We start from the raw sequence: 19,764 nt of genomic DNA, 5'->3' as shown, positions 1-19,764 counted from the left end.
TCCTCCTCTTCCGCCCCGGCGATTCCGTCCCGGGGCTTTTTGCTTTAGCCCGGCCCCTCCGGACCGGACGCCACACTGCCAAACACCACATGAACACCCACTCAGACTTTGCCAGCCGGCATATCGGCCCCCAGGGGGAAAAACGCCGGGAAATGCTCAAAAGCCTCGGCTATGAAACGCTTGAAGAACTCATCGCGGACATCGTCCCCGCTGACATCCGCATGAAAGCCCCTCTGGACCTTCCCGCCGCCAAATCGGAACCGGAAGCCCTGGAGGAACTCCGTTCCATCCTTGGAAAAAACAAGCTCCTGAAATCCTTCATCGGCCAGGGATACTACGGCGCCATTACTCCGTCCGTCATCCTGCGCAACATTCTGGAAAACCCAGGCTGGTACACGGCCTATACGCCCTATCAGCCGGAAATCGCCCAGGGACGGCTGGAAATGCTCATGAACTTCCAGACCATGGTGGCCTCCCTGACGGGGCTGCCGGTCGCCAATGCCTCCCTGCTGGATGAAGGAACGGCCGCGGCGGAAGCCGTCTCCATGTGCCGGAACACCCGTCCCAAGGCCAACACCTTCTTTGTGGCGGACACCTGCCATCCCCAGACCATCAGTGTCATCCGCACCCGTGCCGCATGGCAGGGCGTCAACATCGTAATAGGGGACTGGACCGCTTTTGATCCTGCTTCCGTCGGTGCGGACCTTGCCGGCGTCCTGGTCCAGTATCCGGACACCCTGGGCCGCATCAGCGACTACACGGACTTCTTCTCCCGCGTACACGCCGCCGGAGCCCTCTGCGTCGTGGCAGCCGACCTGATGGCGCTCACCGTCATCAGAGAACCCGGCTCCTTCGGAGCGGATATCTGCGTGGGCAACACGCAGCGCTTCGGGGTCCCGATGGGCTTCGGGGGACCGCACGCAGCCTACATGTCCTGCACGGACGCCCTAAAGCGCCGCATGCCCGGACGCCTCATCGGCATGTCCATAGACCCGCAGGGACGCCCGGCCTACCGCCTGGCTCTCCAGACGCGGGAACAGCACATCCGCCGGGACAAGGCCACTTCCAACATCTGCACCGCCCAGGTCCTCCTGGCCGTCATGGCCGCCTTCTACGCTGTTTACCACGGGCAGGAAGGCCTCAAGCGCATCGGCACGGAAATCCACCGGAAAACGAAAAGCCTGTACAAGGCTCTCACGAAAGCCGGCATCTCCATAGAAAACAAGGACTTCTTCGACACCCTGCTCCTGACGGTTCCGGGCCGGGCGGACGCCCTCGTGAAACAGGCTCTGGATGCGGGATACAACATCCGCAAGGTGGATGCCGACCATGTCGCCATCTCTCTGGATGAAACAGCTTCCTGCACGGACGTGGCCACCCTGGCCTCCGCCCTCACAGGTACGGAAACTTCCGCCCCCTGCTGCTGTGAATCCCCGGCATGGGCGCCTATCCATACGCGCCAAACTCCCTTCTGCACGGAAACGGCCTTCAACTCCTACCACTCGGAAACGGAAATGATGCGCTACATCCGCCGCCTGGAATCCCGCGACCTGGCCCTCAACGAAGCCATGATCCCGCTGGGCTCCTGCACGATGAAGCTCAACGCCGCCTCCGAAATGATCCCCATCACATGGCCGGAAACCAGCTCCCTGCATCCCTTCGTCCCTGCAGACCAATCGGAAGGCATCCGGGAAATGCTCGCCACCCTGGCGGACCGTCTGGCGAAAATCACGGGCTTTGCCGCCGTTTCCCTCCAGCCCAACGCGGGCGCGGCAGGGGAATATGCGGGGCTTCTGGCTATCCGCCGCTACCAGCAGCATGCGGGAGAAGGCCACCGGAACGTCTGCCTCATCCCCACCTCCGCCCACGGCACGAACCCCGCTTCCTCCGCCATGGCCGGTCTCAAGGTGGTCCCCGTCAAATGCGACGAAGCGGGCAACATCGACATGGACGACCTCAAAGCCCAGGCAGAAGCCCACCGGGACAGCCTCTCCTGCATCATGGTCACCTACCCCTCCACGCACGGCGTCTATGAACAAACCATCAGAGAGCTCTGCGACATCGTCCATGCCAACGGCGGCCAGGTGTACATGGACGGAGCCAACATGAATGCCCAGGTGGGCCTCACCTGCCCCGGCGGCATCGGCGCAGACGTCTGCCATCTGAATCTCCATAAAACCTTTGCCATGCCTCATGGCGGGGGCGGTCCCGGCATCGGCCCCATTGGCGTGGCGGAACATCTTGTGCCCTTCCTGCCCGGCCATCTCAGCCTGGACAATGAGGAAGGAGCCGTGGCCTCCGCGGCATGGGGCAGCGCCTCCATTGCCGCCATCTGCTGGATGTACCTGTCCATGATGGGTCCGGACGGCCTCAAGGAGGCAACGGAAGTTGCCATCCTGAACGCCAACTACATCGCCAAAAAACTCGGCGGCCTGTTCCCGGTCCTCTACTCCGGCAACAAGGGTCTGGTAGCTCATGAATGCATCCTGGACCCGCGCCGGCTCACCCACGACGCCGGCCTCACCGTGGACGACATCGCCAAACGGCTCATGGACTACGGATTCCACGGCCCCACCATGTCCTTCCCCGTGCCCGGCACCTTGATGGTGGAACCCACCGAATCGGAACCCAGGGAAGAACTGGACCGCTTCATTCAAGCCATGGAGCATATTCATGCGGAAATCATGGCCGTTATCAACGGAGGAGCGGACAAGGAAGACAACGTTCTTAAAAATGCCCCGCACACGGCGGAAATGGTCTCAGCCGACGAATGGAAGCACCCCTACTCCCGCAGCCAGGCGGCCTATCCGGTGCCCGGACTGCGCGTCCACAAATTCTGGCCATACATTGGCCGCGTGGACAACGTGTATGGAGACCGCAACCTGATCTGCACCTGTGACACGGTGGAGGAATTCTCCAAGGCTGTGGAAGCATAAAGCAAATACAACCTTAACCGTGAAAAGCCGTCCCCTGATCCGGGACGGCTTTTTTATTCTTCTCCGTCAGAATGAATTCGATCAGGCAGCATCTCCCTTCATGGGATATCAGCCCACAAAGGAACCATCCGGGGTTCCTTCAAATTGCTCCCACGGCTGGAATAAGCACTTTTTCCGGCTCATGCTGTTATTGATCGCATGAAACCTGCTTTCCACAGAAAAACGATTAATCTAATGAATATATTACTTCTTCCCTGTGAATCGGATTAGAAATTCGAAGTCAATATAAAAAGCCAGAATTTTCTTTTTCTCATGTTCATTTCCAATGCATTATTTATAGCCTGCCAAGAAAGGAGGACCAGTCTATTACTGCTGCTTCTCAAGTGCTGTAGATGTTATATAAAAAATGAAATGATTGATTATAAAAGATATATGATTTTTTTACATTAAAATGGATTCATCGGATTTTCAGCGAATTTCTAATCCGCTATTGACAAATGGAGTGGCGGTCAACTCGCCACCATTAACCACATATTTTAGTCTGTCTATGAAGAAAACATTATTCCTGGCGGCCCTCATCACACTCTCCTCCATCGCGGTTCAAGCGGCCACGGTGGTGATAACATTCGGCGTAAACTCCCTGGCTCAAGGTACATCCTCCATGGATGGCACCTATCTTGGAGAACAGGGCAAAGTAAATCTGATCAAAACCGGAAGTTCAGGGGGCAGTTATACAAGCGGCGCCCTCAAAAACTTCGATGGTTCATCTACGGGTATCACTCTGGTAACAGGAGCAGGGGCCTGCGGTGGCCAAGGCGTCCTGACAGCAGACAATATTCAAAGTTCCCATAATCCTGACAACTCCAGCAAGTTTTTTGACACATTCGGTTCCGACATCACAACGGGCAACAACGGAGGATGCATCAATAAAAATTCCGGCTCTTACACCATGCAGATGCGGGGACTCTCCGCCGGAATCTATACGCTGACCATGCTTGTAGGACGCGGCAACTCTTTTGGAACCGCCTCTTCAACCTATGATTTGACCGGGAATATAGAAGGTCTCTCCGCCACCCTGCTTGACTATTCGGCCGGTTCCAATGCCTCACTTTCCGGCACGACGTTATTCTCGGAATCTGGAGCAGGAGAATGGGCTCTGGTGGAATACACCTTTACGGTCACGAAGGACAACACCACGCTGAGTCTGACCTCAAACGGTACCGGCAACATCAACGCTCTTGCATTATCCAGCATCCCGGAACCCGCCACGGCCTCTCTCGGCTTGCTGGGTCTCGCAGTCCTGGCGATGCGCCGCCGCCGGGCTTAATGCGACTCAAGCTCTCTCATCAATGGAGGCCGCAACAATGACGGTCTCCATTGATTTCTTTTTACGGAATCATCCGGTCGGAGGGATTCCCCATTGAGAATATACATTTTTTTGTTAGAATAAGGAATATGGAACGCAGGCGCTCCTTGAATCTCATGAAATTCCTCCGCGGCATATCGACAACTCTCCTTCTATTCCTGGCCGGTACGGGCTCCCTGAATGCGGAAGAAATAGGTATCGGCGTCCTGAACGGAACCGTGGCTACGGAAGCGGCGTTTCTGAATGCCCAGCCCGGAACACTGGCGCAGGAAGGGGAAACATGGAACTTCATCACTCCGACGGCGGCGGCCAAAACCTCGGCAACAGGCCTGAAAACTGTTCGTGGAACAGCCACACAGGCCTCCATATCCTTCAACAATCCCGGCTACTGCTTCAGCAACGGCACGTTTGCCGCCGACAAAAACCGTGACTACCTGCTCATGGACTCCTGGGCCGGAATCCGGGGCACGGAAAATGTAGTCATCTCCCAGCTCCCCGACTCCATGGCGGAATACTGCCATGTGGAAATCTACGGGGATTGCAACACCACAGACCGCGACATGCTCTATACGGTCAACGGCATGGTGAAAACCATCCAGGACAGGGAAAACTTCTCCGGCACATTTAACGAAGGAGCCAACAAGGTCACCCTGCGGTATGTTCCTGTTGTTAACGGCGTCATCACCATCACGGGCAACGGAGCGGACTCCACCCGCTCCGCCATCAACGCCGTGCGCCTGATCTCCCCTGCTCCCGGCATCATCTCCTTCACCGCTACACCGCCTGAAATCATGGAAGGAAGCGCCGCGGGCGCGGAACTAAGCTGGAAAACCTGGAAATGCGGAGAAGTCACCTTAAACACAAAAGACGGTGAAAACATTCCCGTCACCACGGAAAACGGCACGGGAGCGATCACGGTCAACCCTGAACAAACGACTACCTATGTGCTGAACGCGCGGGGAGAGGACGGAACGAAATCCACGGCGGAAGTAACGGTAACCTTCAAGAAACAGGAACCGGAAATCCTTGTATTTGAGTCGGATAAAAAAAGGGTAGTTCCCGGAGCGGATGAGGAGGCCACCTTGACCTGGAGCACCGTCAAAGCGCAAAACCTGGAACTGACGGCCAACGGAAAAAACATCGCCATCACCAGTGAAAACGGAGCCGGCACTCTCCGGGTCAAACCGACGGAAACAACTCTCTACACATTGACGCTGACCGCCGGCGATGGAACACAAAAAAGCAAATCTCTCATCATCTCCGTTCTGGCGGAAAATACGCCCAATGTCCTGGTCTTTCTGGTGGACGACATGGGCTGGCAGGACACCTCCGTTCCTTTCTATTATCAAAACGGCCAGCCCGTTAAAACGGCACTGAACAACTTCTACAAAACACCCTCCATGGAAAGGCTGGCGGCACAGGGCCTGAAATTCACGAATGCCTATTCCTGCCCGGTCTGCTCCCCCGGCCGCACCTCCCTGATGACCGGCAAAAACTCCGCCCGTCACCGCGTCACCAACTGGACCAACGCCACCTCCGCCACACTCAATGAATCGGGGGGCGCCCTGCCCCATATCCAGGCGCCCCAATGGAACATGGGAGGCATGGATGAAACGGAAATTCCCCTTCCCCGCGTCCTCCAGAATGCGGGTTACCGGACCATCACGGTGGGCAAGGCACACTTCGCTCCTCCTTCCAGGCTCTTTTCCAACCCCATCCACCTGGGCTTCGACGTCAACATTGCCGGCAGCTCCATTGGCCAGCCGGGCTCCTACCGTTCCCAGGACAACTTCGGTTCCGGAACCTACCACGTCCCGGACTTGGAAGAATACCATACCCAGGGCACCTCCCCCACGAATGAAAAGCAAAAGCAGAACTTCCTGACGAATGCCCTGACGCAGGAAATGAAAAAGCAGATCAAGCGGGCTGTGGATGACCATGTACCCTTCTTCGCGTACATGACTCACTATGCCGTCCACCAGCCGCACGGCAATCCGGACCCCAACGGGGATTATGATACATACACCGTTCCCAACGGCTCGGCCTTTGAATCCGGAGTACAGGTGAACGCCAGCCTCCGCACCTTTGCCACTCTGATTGAAGGCATGGACAAATCCCTGGGCGATCTGATGGACTATCTGAAAGAGCTGGGCGTGGCCGACAAGACACTGGTCATCTTCTTGTCCGACAACGGGGGAGACGCCCCCATCCAGCAAAACTACAGCCAAAATATTCCCATGATTGAAAAGGTCAGCGCAGTCGCTCCCCTGAGAGGGCGCAAGTGTAGCCGGTACGAGGGGGGAACCCGTGTTCCGATGATCGTGGGATGGGCGGAAGTAGCCCCGGAAAGCCCCATCCAGCAGGAATATCCTATTCCTCAAAATGCCGTGAACCATGACATCGTGGCCATGTGGGACATCTATCCCACCATCCTGAGCATGCTCAAGCTCAAGGTGCCTGTGGAACAAAAGGTGGACGGGGAAGACATCAGCCCCTACTTCAAGGGAGACGCCTCCTTCCACCGCACCCAGAAAATCTACCATCACTACCCGCACCACCATGCCTACGCCAACTTCTACTCCACCTACCGGCAAGGAGACTGGAAAGTCATCTACAACTATATTGACCAGTACGCCAATACGGACCTCTGGACCAGCAACGGCTACAAAACTGCGGGCCGCTTCCCGTGGCAGCTCTTCAACTTGAAGGACGACATCAGCGAAAGCAACGACCTGGCTCAGGACCCCGCCCACCAGGTACGCCTGATGCGCATGGCGCGCGCCCTCATCCGGGAACTCAACCAGGTGGACGCACAATACCCCGTCCTCAAAAAAGATGGAAAAATCATCGCCACGGCCTATATCCGCATGCCGGACCTGCCGGATGTGGACTCCGACGGGGACGGCGTACCGGACCTGATTGAAGACGCCAATGGAAACGGCCTCATCGATCCCGGGGAAACGGACCCGGACGATCCTTCGTCCGTCGTGCCCCTTCAGGAATAAACACTCCGACCAACAGGACAAGAATCATGAAGCAACCACGCCATTATTCCGCCGTTCCTGCCCGCATGCGGCTTGGCAGGCTGGTCATCTGCACTGGAATGTTCCTTTCAGGGGCTCTCCTCATGGGCGACACCGTCATCAATGCCGGAGGAGGCGTCAGTAATGCAAAAAAAACGGGCAACGGGGGAGGCACGCTGGACTACGGCCAAGTCACCATTTCCGGAACGGCCGTCTATGAAAACAACACGGTCAGCGGATTTTCCCAGGGCGGTGCGGTTTACGCCGGCTCCGTCATCCAGAATGAGGCTGTCTCCTTCTCCGGCAACCGGGCGGAATCCGGCAGCGGCGGCGCGCTCTACTGCCGCGGAAACGTAAAAATCGCGGCAGGCTCTTCTTTTTCCGGCAACATGGCATCCCACAACGGAGGCGCCCTGTGCCTGGATGCCAATGACGGGGAAGCCCCCCGCACCGCAGACATTGAAAGCGGCAGCACCTTCACGAACAACAGCGCGGGCAAGCTGGGAGGAGCCATCTATGCAGCCGGCAAAGACGCCGCCTGCCAAACGGAACTGACGCTCCACTCCGCAGACTCCTCCCGCCCCATCTCCTTCAGCGGCAACTACCGCGGAAGGACCGTCGGAACCTCTTCGGGCGGAGGCGCCAACTCCATCACGGTCATGGGCAACGTCAGCATGGTCATGCAGGCGGAACAAAACTGCCTGATCAGCATGGAGGACCCCATCTACTCCTTTGCAGGATACTCCGCCACCTCAAGCCTGCGGAAAACGGGGCCCGGTACCCTCGGATTCGGTGGAGGCATTTCCCGATGCCATTTTCCGGTAAGCGTGGAAGCCGGCACGGTGAATCTGGGTGCGACAGCTTCCCTGCAGGGGATGACGGAACTGGACATAGCCGGAGGAACCCGTCTGGGCTTCACGCTGCCCGCAGAACCGTCGGCAAATGCCAAATGGAGCGCTCAAGGACCGGTTAACCTGAATGGCGCTGCGGAACTCCACGTGACCCTGCCGGAAATGACGGACACAAAACAAGGCAAAACCTGGAAACTCGTGGAAGGCAGTGCCCTGTCCATGACGGGCCAGCCCTCCGTCTCCTATGATCCGGCAACAGCCGCTCCGTGGCAGCAGGCGGGCAGCTTCTCCCTGCACCGGGAGGAAACAATAGGAAAAAGCGCTCTGGTCTTAAGCTGGACTCCCATTCCTTCTCCCTATGAAAAATGGAAGAATGACCATTTTACAGACGACACTCCGGAAGACCAAACCGCTCCGGACGCCATTCCTGCCGGGGACGGTATCACCAACCTGATGAAATACGCCACGGGGCTGCCGCCCCTTCAGCCCTGCGGCAGCGTCACCACGCTGACGGTCAGGGAAGTGGATGGCACTCCGCATCTGGTGCTGGAATGGCCGGTAAATCCGGATGCCACGGATGTCGTCTTCACTGTGGAAAGCTCGGCAGACCTGAAAAAATGGGATGACGAGGGTACGGTAACTCCGACGGCATCCCGCGGCGAGTACCAGGATCGGGTAGCGATTAATCACAACGCGCCGGAACGTCGTTTCCTGCGTCTGAAAGTGACGCGGGAATAAAAGGGGAAAGTAGAAAAACTCTCTCTCCGGCCTTAAAAAATCCTCTTCTCTGTACTTGCAAAAGTAAGTTGTCTCCGAAGGGAAGGAGCCTTCCATGCTCCGATTTTCCATAAATAAACTTTACCTGGAACAAATCGGAACCATTCCCGCCAGCACCTTGTATCCACCTCTCCGGAGAATCCGTTCCTGAACCAGAAGGCTTCTCCCATGGGCAAGCGCCTATAACCCTGGAACACATCAATTCCACGGGGGATCCCCGTACCTGTTCTCCCCCAGCTGGCTCTCCCCGTAAGACAAATACCACAGCAGCAGCCATCCCAGCGCGGGCAGCCCCAGGCACACCAGCCAAATACCGCTTCTCCCCACATCATGCAGACGGCGTACCATGGTAGCCGCCAGAGGAATGGTCAGAACAGACAGAACCATATAAAACAGCCCCAGAAAGACGCTTTCCATCCACGGTGCCGGATAGGAGAAAAAATCGTACTTTTCCAGGGCCGGAAGACAGGCCGCAGCCAGCCACACCGGCCCCAGAGTGGCATATACCTCCCGCATCTCACCCTTGCCTGCACGCCCCCGGAAACTGCACCACTCCCTGATCACCCTGCGCCAATGCTTCTTCCGTGACCAATGGGGAACAAGAACTCTCCGGCTACAATTCGCCTCTCCTTCCGCCGCCCTGTCTCTATCCTCGTCCAAAACAGTCATGGGCGGAATATAGGAAGACAAAGGCCTCCAAGCCCCGTCGGGCAACTTTTTCACCAGAGCCTGGTTGGACAACCGCCCCTGGTTCCGGGCCTGCAACAAAAGCACCAGGGCAATCGGTCCTTTGGAAGAACCGTCAATTGCCTGGTACTCGTAAAGATCGCTCATGGATTGGCTTTACTTGCCATCCGGAGAATGGCTGAACGCCGAAACGGGAATTTCCTGCTTGGGCAGATTGGGGCCTTTCCACTTCAGAGTCAGTGTAGAACCGGAACCGGCCGTTCCCACATAACCAATTCGGATGGGGTGCAGGCCCGCCTTCAAATACACGGGATTGCTTTCTTTCCCCAAATCGGAGGACACTTCCGTTCCGGGATGATACACCTTGTCCGCATCAATCAATTCCATGCCGTGCAGGCGGACAAAAGCCTTGCTCCCCTTGTTGGCGTCCGTAGTCAGATAAAAAGTGTAGGCGCCGTCTTCGGGAACATTCACGTAACCCGTCAGCTCCACGCCGCGCTTCCTGGGACCGTTCATCTTGACGGACGGGGCCTGCGTCACGCCTTGGGAAACCGCCGGAGTCTTCATCTGGCGGAAATCGGGTACCCAGGGGAATTCCCCTTCATACAGGGACCACTTCAGACCGGGAACTCCCTTCGCTTCCACGGCAGGCACCAGAGCCGTATCAAACACCGTCTTCGAAGGATGGGACGCCCGGCGGTTGGACAGAGAGGCAGCCTTCATGCGGGCCTGCAGCTCCGGCTTGGAGGCGGCCAGGTCCTTGCTTTCCTGCGGGTCCTTCAAGGTATCGAAAATCATGAAATCCTTGTCCGCATCCTTCACCCCCATGCGCAGCCCCTTCAAGCCGTCCACAAAAACGATCTGCTGCTGGCCGCGCTGGGCTCCCTTGTGCTCACCCAGGAAATCCTTGTAACCCGGGGTTTTGCCTCCGTGGTTGTACTCGGTATAAACAATGCCGGGCTTCTGCTTGTCCGCGTGCCCTGTCAGCGTCGGCATCAGGGAAACACCGTCGCTACGGGCCGGAACAGGCACGCCGGCGGCATCCGCCAGGGTAGCCAGCCAGTCATGGAATTGTCCGGGCTGAAGGCTGACCTGTCCCTTGGGAATGCGGGCCGGCCAGCGCACCAGCGTGGGAACGCGCATGCCGCCTTCCCAGCAATCCCGCTTGATGCCGTCCATCATCCCGTAACTCTTGAAAAACTGCGGATTCTGCGCTCCGTGCTGATGCTTCATATCGGCGCCCCCTTCATTGTGGGGGCCATTGTCGGACGTGAAGACGATCATCGTATTGTTGTCTATCTTCAAATCCTTCAGCAAGTGAATCAAATCCGCCACCACATCATCCACACGACGGATCATGGTGGAATGGCGCTTGGCCACCTCATTCGGAAAACGGGAATTGTCCGGATAAATATAAGTATCCTTATCCTTCTCCGCCTTGGGGTCAAAAGCCGTATTGGCGGATTCCGTGCCGTTCTTCTTTACCCATTGCAGACCGCCTTTCACACCGCCGCCGGAAGGATAGGGCGTACCGGGAACCGTCAGGCTCCCGTGAGGAGCCGGAAAAGCCAGATACAGGAAAAACGGCTTGCCGGTCTTGCGGGCGGACTTGCGCTGGTCCATGATCCACTGCTTGGCGCGGGCGCCAAACAAATCCGTGGAATAAGCGGTCAGGGGAACCTGCTCCTTGATATTCTTCCACTCCGGATTCGGGGCATAACCGTTGTATTCAAAAATATCTCGGGACTCGGAAGGATAGTGGAAATGTCCGGCCAAATGGTCCAGAATGCCGTAAAAATAATTGAATCCGCGCTGATGGGGGCCGCCCGTCACCGGGCCATTGCTCTGGCCGCCCCCGCCTACGCCCCATTTGCCGATGGCGGCGGTATCATACCCGGCTTCCTTCAAGACGGAACCCAGAGTATGGGAATCTTCAATGGGATGGTCAAAGCGGTTATTCCTCACCACGCGGGAAGTTCCCTGGTGTACGCCCAGCAACAGGGAAGCGCGTGCCGGAGCACACACGGGCGCGGCGGAATAATGGCGGCGCAGTTGAATCCCTTCACGGGCCATGGCTGACAAGGCCGGAGTTTTAAACTCGTTCTTCCTGCCCACCGTGCGTCCATTCAAATTCTCCTGGCTCCAGTTGGAATCCAGATCGCCCCAACCCATATCATCCACAAGGATGAAAATAATATTGGGCCGCGCAGTTTTTCCCGGTTTGGCGGAAGGGTTCACGGCGTTTCCCGGAACGGCCATGCAGGGAATGGCGGCAGTTAGCAAAACGGTCAGGAAGGGCAGCAATTTCATCTTGAAAATGGAAATGTGATTAACATGTAAACGTTGCAGGGACGACCAATCTTACAGAAAACCTGACTCCCCTCAAGCAAATTAAACAGCGCCGCCGAATTGACCATGGAGCCACACGAATTATTGTGGAGAGTGTCATGAAACCTCATCCTTGTTCTTATTTGCATTCTCCTCCTCCGTTCAGCCCTTCTTTATCACATACAAGAGGAATCCCTAAAATCCTGGACAATACGGTACTCCGAAAACATGTTTGCATGTGAAAGCGTCAAAGAACACTTGAAGAACCATTTTATCCTGCTGATTCAGGACAGCCCCCGATATATTCGGAAAAACAATTGTTTTCTTTCACCTCCTTGAGGAAGAGGAGAACCGACGGACGGAAAGGCCAGTACCGGCTGCGGTACCGCAAAAGATCACCCCGTACCGATCGTTCCGGTGCGCCGCAGCCCACCCTCCGCCCCGTCAGGGCTTCTCTTCCGGTCCATCGGAAAGAAATTGGCGTGACAGAAGTAATAAATGGATATTTTCTTCATTTGGAGAACATTGCGTAGAAAAAAGAAGCAAAAATCATGTTTGTGCACGGCCCTGCGGCGGATTAGAAATCCGCAAACAATGCCGAATATTGGAGAGCAAATCCTTAATTGACCTCAAGTTATTCTTTTTTAGAAAACTATGTTTGCTCTGGTCTTTCGCTGGAAGGTTTTTCCAGCTGACTATGAATCAGTTATCCGATCATATAAAAAAGAGGAGAGTAAGCGCGGATTTCTAATCCGGTAAAGAACCTACGTCGCTGTTCGTACAGCCTTTCCAACCCTCACATATTATACTGCATGAAGATTAAATCTATATCCGCCCTGCTTGCCGCCCTGGGATGTTCCGTCTCCCTTGGTGCAACCACCACCATTACGGATTTTTCCGGCCTTCTCGGCGGAACCTCGCAGGACGGCATTTCCCTGATCGGAATAAATGCCACCGCAACAGGTACCGGAGGCCTTTCCCTGAACAACGGTTCCCTGGACTTTACCATGACCGGAGCAACGAATCGCCCGAATATTAGTGCAAACCAGTCTTTCAGCGTAGCCCTGACCTTCGATCTCTCCACTCTTAACGCTGCAACAGACTCCACGCTGTTTTCCGCCCAATTTGGAACTGGTGCCTACGCCGGCCTTTTCGGAGCCCAGTACAAGGAAGGGGGAGTTCATTTCGGCTATTGGGGTACCAGCCAAACCAACGGGAAATACGGGACAACAGATCCCACCGTCTCCGTAACAGGAAATACAGGCAATCTGTCTGTTGTATGGACAAAAACCTCTGATAACAATGTCAATCTGGATGTCTATCTGGACAGTAGTAAAATTGGAAGCATCACATCCAATGGCGGAGGAATCAACTTCAGCAAACAATTGGAACATCTTTTCGTAGGAGGCAAAGGAACAACCGACAGCGGAAGCATCACCAACAGCTTCACTACCTCCAGCGACCTGACTCTCGAAGGCATGCAAATTGTAACGGGAGGAGTCATGGATGAGAATGCCTTCAAGAGTTACTATAACCAGCTGGTACCCGAACCGGCCACGGCATCCCTTAGCCTGCTGGGCTTGAGCGTGCTGATGCTGCGCCGCCGCAGATCCTGACCGGAATTCATCCCTGACAACCTTTCACGGCCATCCGGCCCGCCCCGGATGGCCGTTCTTTACCTGAAATTCAAATACCCGTTTCATTCTCTTCTCCATTTCCATGAAAACCAGGCTTCCCCTTTCCCTGCTCGCCGCGCTGCTGGCGGTCGCCGTCCCCTCAACCACCATCGCCTCGGGAACGGATTTGGGCAATGTCATGTTCGTGGGGGATTCCATCACCCACGGCGTCAATAGCGGGTCCTACCGCTGGGCCTTGCACAAGATCTTTGCGGACAATGGCATTTCCTGCAACGCGGAAGGCGTGAACACCGGCAACAACTCCGGCGGCGTCACGGCTGGAACTTCCTATGGGGGTCAGGTTTTCAACAACAAGCACTCCTCCCAGTCCAGCGCCAGGGCATGGGAAATTTCAGGACAAAGATACGGAGGCCGCTTTAACGGCTCCAACATCGACAACTGGCTGGGCCATTCCGGCACCAAGACAAACGGAGCCGCCTATACGGGGCCGACTTTTACCGGAGCCGACACGCCGGACACTTTTTTCCTGATGATCGGCACCAATGACCTTTTGTCCGACGGGAACAACGCAACCCTGGGCGACCGCATCGAGAACGCCACGAACGCATTGCTGGGCAACATGGATTCCATCGTGAACAGCATGCTCACTGCCAACAGCAGTGCGAACGTCATCGTGATGACTCTTCCCTGCTGGACGACACACGGCAATGCCAACTCCGACGCCACCCACGCGGCCGTAAACACCTATAATGATTCCCTGAAATCCTGGGGACAGAACAAGCAGGGAGTCTCCGTCATCGACGTCAACAAGGGGATGATCGACGTGGCTTCCAAAACCCCGTTCTACGGCGTCGGCTCCATGTTCAACGCCCCTGGAAAAGACGGCCTGCACCCCAACGCGCAGGGAGACCTCATCATGGCGGGCAACATCGCCAAGGCCATGGGCTACGCAGGGCGTTCCGCGGGACAACAGAGAAAAGCCGTCTCCGATCTGGCCGTCAATTTCCACCAGGGAGGCCAGGCCCCCGCATGGACCGGGGTGCAGGATCTGACGGATGTCGGCTTTGCCGTGTCCAACGTCACGGTGTCTTCCGCCGGCATCAGCCTGGGACAGCCCGGTAGCAGCATGATTAGCCATACATGGACGGAAGGGACCGACCTGTCCGGCGGATTCACCTTTGACTTCACGCTGAGCCTGGGAGACGGAGCGGCCAGCGGCTGGAACGTCTCCGACCAGTTCAGCGTCAGCCTGGGCAACGGCTCCTTTTACGGAACGCTCAATATTTGCGAGGCCTACATCAAATGGGGGGACACCATCCTGTATTCCATGGACATGTCCGCCAACACGGACAGCCTGCGCATGGCCTATGTGAACGGCAATGAACAGGAAGGCCTGAAGGGAGGCTATTACATCTGGCTTGGGGACATGCTGATCGGGGAGGCCCTTTCCGTCACCTCCGGTTCCGCCATCAACGGCGTCATCATCCAGTATGACGGCAAGGGGAACGCCATCATCAAAGACCTGGCCCTGGACGGGACCGGCTCCTACGCCCCCACCACCTCCGGACTGGTCAACAAGGACAACGCGTTCATCTCCTCCGGTTCCGGCAACGCGGGGGGAGGCGCCCCGCAGGGAAACATCGTCTGGCCGGAAAAGGGCTTCACGCACGTCAGGGACGGCCTGGCCTGCTCCGGGGACTTCAACGCGCGCTCCATGGCGGATTCTTCCACCGGGAAGACGGGAAACTCCGTCTCCGCGACCATCACTTCCGGCAGCGCCACCCATATTTACGGCAATAGCGGGAACTACACGGGCGACGTCTGGCTGACCATCTCCAAGGAAGGGAGTGCTTCTAACTGGTACGGAGCCCACGGAGCCGGAGCCTATCAAAACGGTGGCACGCTCGACGGCAGCGCCTATCTGCGTTTCACGGATTCCGCCGAGGGAGGAAGCACTGTCTTCGGCGCCGTGAACTCCACCCAGGTGACCGGAAACGTTTATCTGGAATTCTCCGCGGAAAAAGCATCCTTCGGCACCTTCACAAACACCGACGCTTCCTCCGTGGTAGGTTCCTTCGAATCCAACATTGGGGGAAATGTGGACATCGTGATCAATTCAGGCACGTTTTCCAACCAGGTCATGGGCGGCATTTTCTCCGGAAACGATAAAACCATCGGCGGGGGCACGCACGTCTACGTCAACGGCGGCAGCGTGAACGGGGACGTGATGGGCGGCGGCCTGACCGGGACCATTGACGGCGGCACGAACGCCACGGTTACGGGCGGCGTCATCTCCGGCTCCGTGTACGGGGCGGGAAAGGGGGACAGCATCATGCAGGGAAGTTCCGTGAACGTGACGGGCGGCCTCGTCAAGGGGAACGTTTACGCGGGAGGAACCAGCGGCTCCGTCCGGGGCAATACGTCCGTCACCGTGACGGGTAACTCCGCCGTGCTTCACAACGGTTCTTCCTGGGGCGGCATCTCAGGGGGAGGCTCCGGAGGCACCGTCAGCGGAAATTCCGAGGTTCGCATCAAGGACCTCGCTTCCGGCACGGCGGCCTACGGGTTCGACAAATACGCGGGAGCCATCAGCGGCGGCACGAATGTCAGCGGCAACCGGACCCTGATTCTGGACCACGTAACCGTGAACAGCTTCCAGGCCTCCCTGAGCGATTTTACCCACGTCTCCGTGGTCAACCGCACCAATACCACGCTGGATTCCCTGGGCGGCGCCCTCACCCTGACCATTGAATCCGGGAGCGCCCTGACGCTGGCCGGAGCTTCGGACCTGACATCCCTGGTGCTGGGGGAAAACGCGGCCCTGACGCTTCAGGCGCTTACCGCGGGTTCCGTCATCGTGGACATCACCGGAACAAGCAACTACACGCTTTCCCTGACGGAAATTCCCGCCAATCTGGACAATATCAAATTCCTGAGCAACGGCGTCCTCTATGACGCGCAGATGACGACGGACCCCCAGGCCAACACCGCCATGATCTTCGCCCAGGTTCCGGAACCGGGAACCGCAACCCTCAGCCTGCTGGGACTGGCCGCCCTGCTGTGGAGGAGGAGCAGAAAAATTTCCCATTGACGGCCCTTTGTTTTCTTCAGGCTTCAATGGGAACTGAAGGGGTTGTCCCGCCAGGCGCGGGACAACCCCGGATTTTTTTCAGATACGGCGTGAGGGATGATGTTTTCTCTTGAAAGGAAAGGCCGCCTCATGTTGTATAAACACCGAAATTTTCCGCGCCGGAAAAACGGAGGATTTAACCGCCAGGCAAAGACAGCCCATGGTGACCGTGAAGGAGAAAACACTCCTCCTTGCAGAAAGGGAACAGGCGTCAGAACCTCTTCTTCCTGTCATCCTTGCGGGGCCGGTCGCCCCAGCGCTCTTCCCGGTCACTGCGGAACCCGCCGCGGTTTCCCCTGAAGCCCCCGCGGTCATTGCGGTCCCGGTCACCACGGTAGCCGCCGCGGAACCCGCCGTTTCTGCGCGGGGGACGCGGACCATCGGAATATCCCGGCGTGCCCTTGTCCTCGCGAACATTGACCTCATAGCCGCAAATCGTAGCGTTCGCCAGAGTGTTCAGAAGCTGGGGAGCCACGGAGGCGTCCACTTCAATCAGGGAATGCTTGGCAAAAATTCGTATATCGCCCACGGCGCCTTTCTCCATCTCCACCGTATTGTAAAACAGCCCGGCAATATCCTTGGGCCGCAGGCCAATCATACGGCCGCCATTCATGAACAGCGTAACCGTATCATCCTTGTTCATCCAAGAATCCCCTTTCTGTGGGCTTTCCCCATCCTCTCCGGACTGCTGCGTATGGCGCGGCCGGCGAGCGGGCTTATCTTCCGGAATAGGCTGCACTTCCCGGTGGGTACGCTCCCTGAGCAAATCAAACAAGGCCGCCGCCAGGGATTCCGGGGCCGCTTCCACATCCTTCAATTCTTCCGGGAGAATAGCATCCGGTTTCAGGCGTTCCAGAATATCATCCACCAGGGATTCCGTCCGCAGCTGGTCCACCTGGACGGCGGTCATCACCGGTTCTGGAGTCAGCTTGACGCCGATAAAGCGCTCAATCCGGCTCATCAGCGAAAAATCGCGGCGCCCTACAAACGTAATGGCTTTTCCCTTGCGCCCGGCGCGCGCAGTGCGGCCGATGCGGTGCACGTAATCCTCAGGATCGCGCGGCAATTCAAAATTCACCACGGCATCCACATCGTCCACGTCCAGGCCCCGGGCGGCAATATCCGTAGCTACCAGCAGGCGGAGGCTCCCCTTGCGGAAAGAGTCCATCACACGCTCCCGCATGATCTGGGGCATGTCACCGTGAAGACGGTCAACGGCATACCCCCGGGCCGTCAGGCCGTCCACGATGTCATCCACCACTTTCTTGGTATTGGCGAACACCAGCCCCATCTTGATCTTTCCCGTATCCAGCAGGCGGCTGAGTACCTCAATCCTGGAAGAAAACACCACCTCGTAATAAAGCTGCTCAATCGTGGGTACCGTCAGCGTAGGCCGTTCAATCGTAATCTGAACGGGATCCTTCATAAAACGGCTCACCAGCCGGTTGATCTCCGGAGACATGGTGGCGGAGAAAAACAGGGTCTGCTTCGTTTCCGGCATGGCCTCCGCGATGCGTTCGATATCTTCCAGGAATCCCATGTCCAGCATCTCGTCCGCTTCATCCAGAATCAGCATGCGGAGATGGTCCAGGCGCAGGGCTCCGGACTCCATCAGGTCCATCACGCGGCCCGGGGTACCTACCACGAACTGCACGCCGCGGCGCAGCGCATCCAACTGGGGGCGGAAGGAGGAACCGCCATAAATGGGCACCGCGGAAACGCCGTCCATGAACAGGGCCAGCTTGTCCACCTCCCGGCAAATCTGCACGGCCAGTTCCCGCGTGGGACACAGGGCCAGCACCTGGACGGCGCGCTCATCCGGATCAATGCACTCCAGGGCCGGAATGGCAAACGCAAGCGTTTTGCCGGAACCGGTATGGGAAAGCCCCACAATATCAGACCCTCCGATGGCCGCGGGAATGGCTTGTTCCTGGATGGCGGACGGGGTGTCGAAGCCGAGAACCTCGATGGCCTCCAGAACTTCCGGTGAAATGCCAAGCGTCGAAAATGAAGATGTCTGAGTCATGGGGAAAAAGGCTCGGTCAGAGCCACGGGAGAAGCTGAACATTATTGCCCGCCGTGTCCAGCCAAAAGAACGAAACATGCAGCCACATGCCACGATTTCCGCAGGGCGTCCATTCTCCCGGAAAAAGGCCGCTTCCGCCCCTTCTGGTCTTTACGTTCGCACACGGGCTTGCAACTTGCGGGGAAACCTGTACGTATGTTACGAACTCACATCATTCAATTCATGGATAAAACGCAATCCGGCTCCCGTTCCTCTCTCCTCGGCATCTTCATCAACATCCTTCTGCCGGTGTTGATCCTGGACTATTGCAGCGCAGGTCCCGCCAACCCGCTGGAACGACCTTCCGGAGAAAGCTTCTGGCACATCGGCCCCGTCTGGGCCCTGGTAATCGCCCTGTCCCTTCCGCTGGTGTACGGAATCCGTTCCCTCGTCGTCACCAAAAAATTCGACCTCATGTCCGGCGTGGGCATGGCCGGCGTGCTGCTCACCGGCATCATCAGCATCTTCGTCATCGGTCCGGGCGGCCGCATCCACGGCGCCACTCCCTGGCTCTTTGCCGGCAAGGAAGCGCTGATTCCCCTCATTCTGGCTGCTGCCGTCATCGTCTCCCGCTCCACAAGCGCTCCCCTGCTCAACATGTTCATTTATACACCGGAACTATTCGACGTCCGCAGAATAGAGCAGGCGGTGGCATCCGGCGGCAGGGAACGGGACTACCAGCGCCTGCTGGCCAGCTCGTCATGGATTCTGGCAGGAACGCTCGTGGCGTCCTCCATAGGCAACTTCTTCCTGAGCCTCTCCTTCATGTCCTCCGTCATGCGCCTGCCTGCGGAAGAACAGCAGGTAGCCTACAACGTAGCCATCGGCAGCATCACCTGGTGGGGATTCCTCATCATCGGCGTTCCCATCCTGGCGGCCCTCATCTTCATCATGATCAACCTGATCAGGCGCCTTGGGAAACTGACCGGGCTCACGCGGGATGAAATCCTTCTCAAATAAACCT

The 19,764-nt window shown here is 57.3% G+C and carries 10 protein-coding genes; 7 read left to right on the top strand and 3 right to left on the bottom strand.

Features of this window, described 5'->3' with window-relative positions:
- Nucleotides 1-89 precede the first annotated feature (89 nt).
- The 4 genes from gcvP to OQH67_RS07160 all read left to right on the top strand — a co-directional run bounded on the left by gcvP (nucleotide 90) and on the right by OQH67_RS07160 (nucleotide 8,914).
- Nucleotides 90-2,936 (top strand): aminomethyl-transferring glycine dehydrogenase, encoded by a 2,847-nt coding sequence (gene gcvP, locus OQH67_RS07175; protein WP_215435148.1) that lies wholly within the window; start codon nucleotides 90-92, stop codon nucleotides 2,934-2,936.
- Between the two features lie 451 nt (nucleotides 2,937-3,387).
- Nucleotides 3,388-4,263, top strand: coding sequence for a PEP-CTERM sorting domain-containing protein (locus OQH67_RS07170; RefSeq protein ID WP_215458943.1), 876 nt, complete (start codon nucleotides 3,388-3,390; stop codon nucleotides 4,261-4,263).
- Between the two features lie 155 nt (nucleotides 4,264-4,418).
- Nucleotides 4,419-7,307, top strand: a complete 2,889-nt coding sequence (locus OQH67_RS07165; protein ID WP_215437856.1) for a sulfatase-like hydrolase/transferase — start codon at nucleotides 4,419-4,421, stop codon at nucleotides 7,305-7,307.
- A 26-nt stretch (nucleotides 7,308-7,333) separates the two neighbouring features.
- Nucleotides 7,334-8,914 carry a hypothetical protein gene (locus tag OQH67_RS07160; protein ID WP_215437853.1) on the top strand — a complete coding sequence of 527 codons (1,581 nt, stop codon included), beginning with the start codon at nucleotides 7,334-7,336 and terminating at the stop codon, nucleotides 8,912-8,914.
- A 237-nt stretch (nucleotides 8,915-9,151) separates the two neighbouring features.
- Here OQH67_RS07160 and OQH67_RS07155 read toward each other — a convergent pair whose 3' ends face one another.
- On the bottom strand, nucleotides 9,152-9,787 hold the full coding sequence (locus OQH67_RS07155) for a DUF805 domain-containing protein (protein WP_215437851.1): 636 nt from the start codon (nucleotides 9,785-9,787) through the stop codon (nucleotides 9,152-9,154).
- 9 nt (nucleotides 9,788-9,796) lie between these two features.
- Nucleotides 9,797-11,950, bottom strand: coding sequence for a sulfatase-like hydrolase/transferase (locus OQH67_RS07150; protein WP_215437849.1), 2,154 nt, complete (start codon nucleotides 11,948-11,950; stop codon nucleotides 9,797-9,799).
- An 830-nt stretch (nucleotides 11,951-12,780) separates the two neighbouring features.
- Between OQH67_RS07150 and OQH67_RS07145 the strand changes: the two genes are divergently transcribed.
- Complete coding sequence (locus OQH67_RS07145) at nucleotides 12,781-13,584, top strand: PEP-CTERM sorting domain-containing protein (protein WP_215436793.1); 804 nt, start codon at nucleotides 12,781-12,783, stop codon at nucleotides 13,582-13,584.
- Between the two features lie 103 nt (nucleotides 13,585-13,687).
- Nucleotides 13,688-16,696, top strand: coding sequence for an SGNH/GDSL hydrolase family protein (locus OQH67_RS07140; protein ID WP_215436784.1), 3,009 nt, complete (start codon nucleotides 13,688-13,690; stop codon nucleotides 16,694-16,696).
- 250 nt (nucleotides 16,697-16,946) lie between these two features.
- Here OQH67_RS07140 and OQH67_RS07135 read toward each other — a convergent pair whose 3' ends face one another.
- On the bottom strand, nucleotides 16,947-18,761 hold the full coding sequence (locus OQH67_RS07135) for a DEAD/DEAH box helicase (protein WP_215436781.1): 1,815 nt from the start codon (nucleotides 18,759-18,761) through the stop codon (nucleotides 16,947-16,949).
- A gap of 222 nt (nucleotides 18,762-18,983) precedes the next feature.
- Between OQH67_RS07135 and OQH67_RS07130 the strand changes: the two genes are divergently transcribed.
- Entirely contained in the window at nucleotides 18,984-19,760 is a 777-nt protein-coding gene (locus OQH67_RS07130) for a VC0807 family protein (RefSeq protein WP_215436778.1), read from the top strand.
- Nucleotides 19,761-19,764 lie beyond the last annotated feature (4 nt).

The organism is Akkermansia biwaensis, from assembly GCF_026072915.1.
In the GTDB taxonomy this organism is placed as follows: domain Bacteria; phylum Verrucomicrobiota; class Verrucomicrobiia; order Verrucomicrobiales; family Akkermansiaceae; genus Akkermansia; species Akkermansia biwaensis.
Note: the sequence above shows the minus strand (reverse complement) of the source record. Positions and strands in the feature narration are given on the sequence as shown.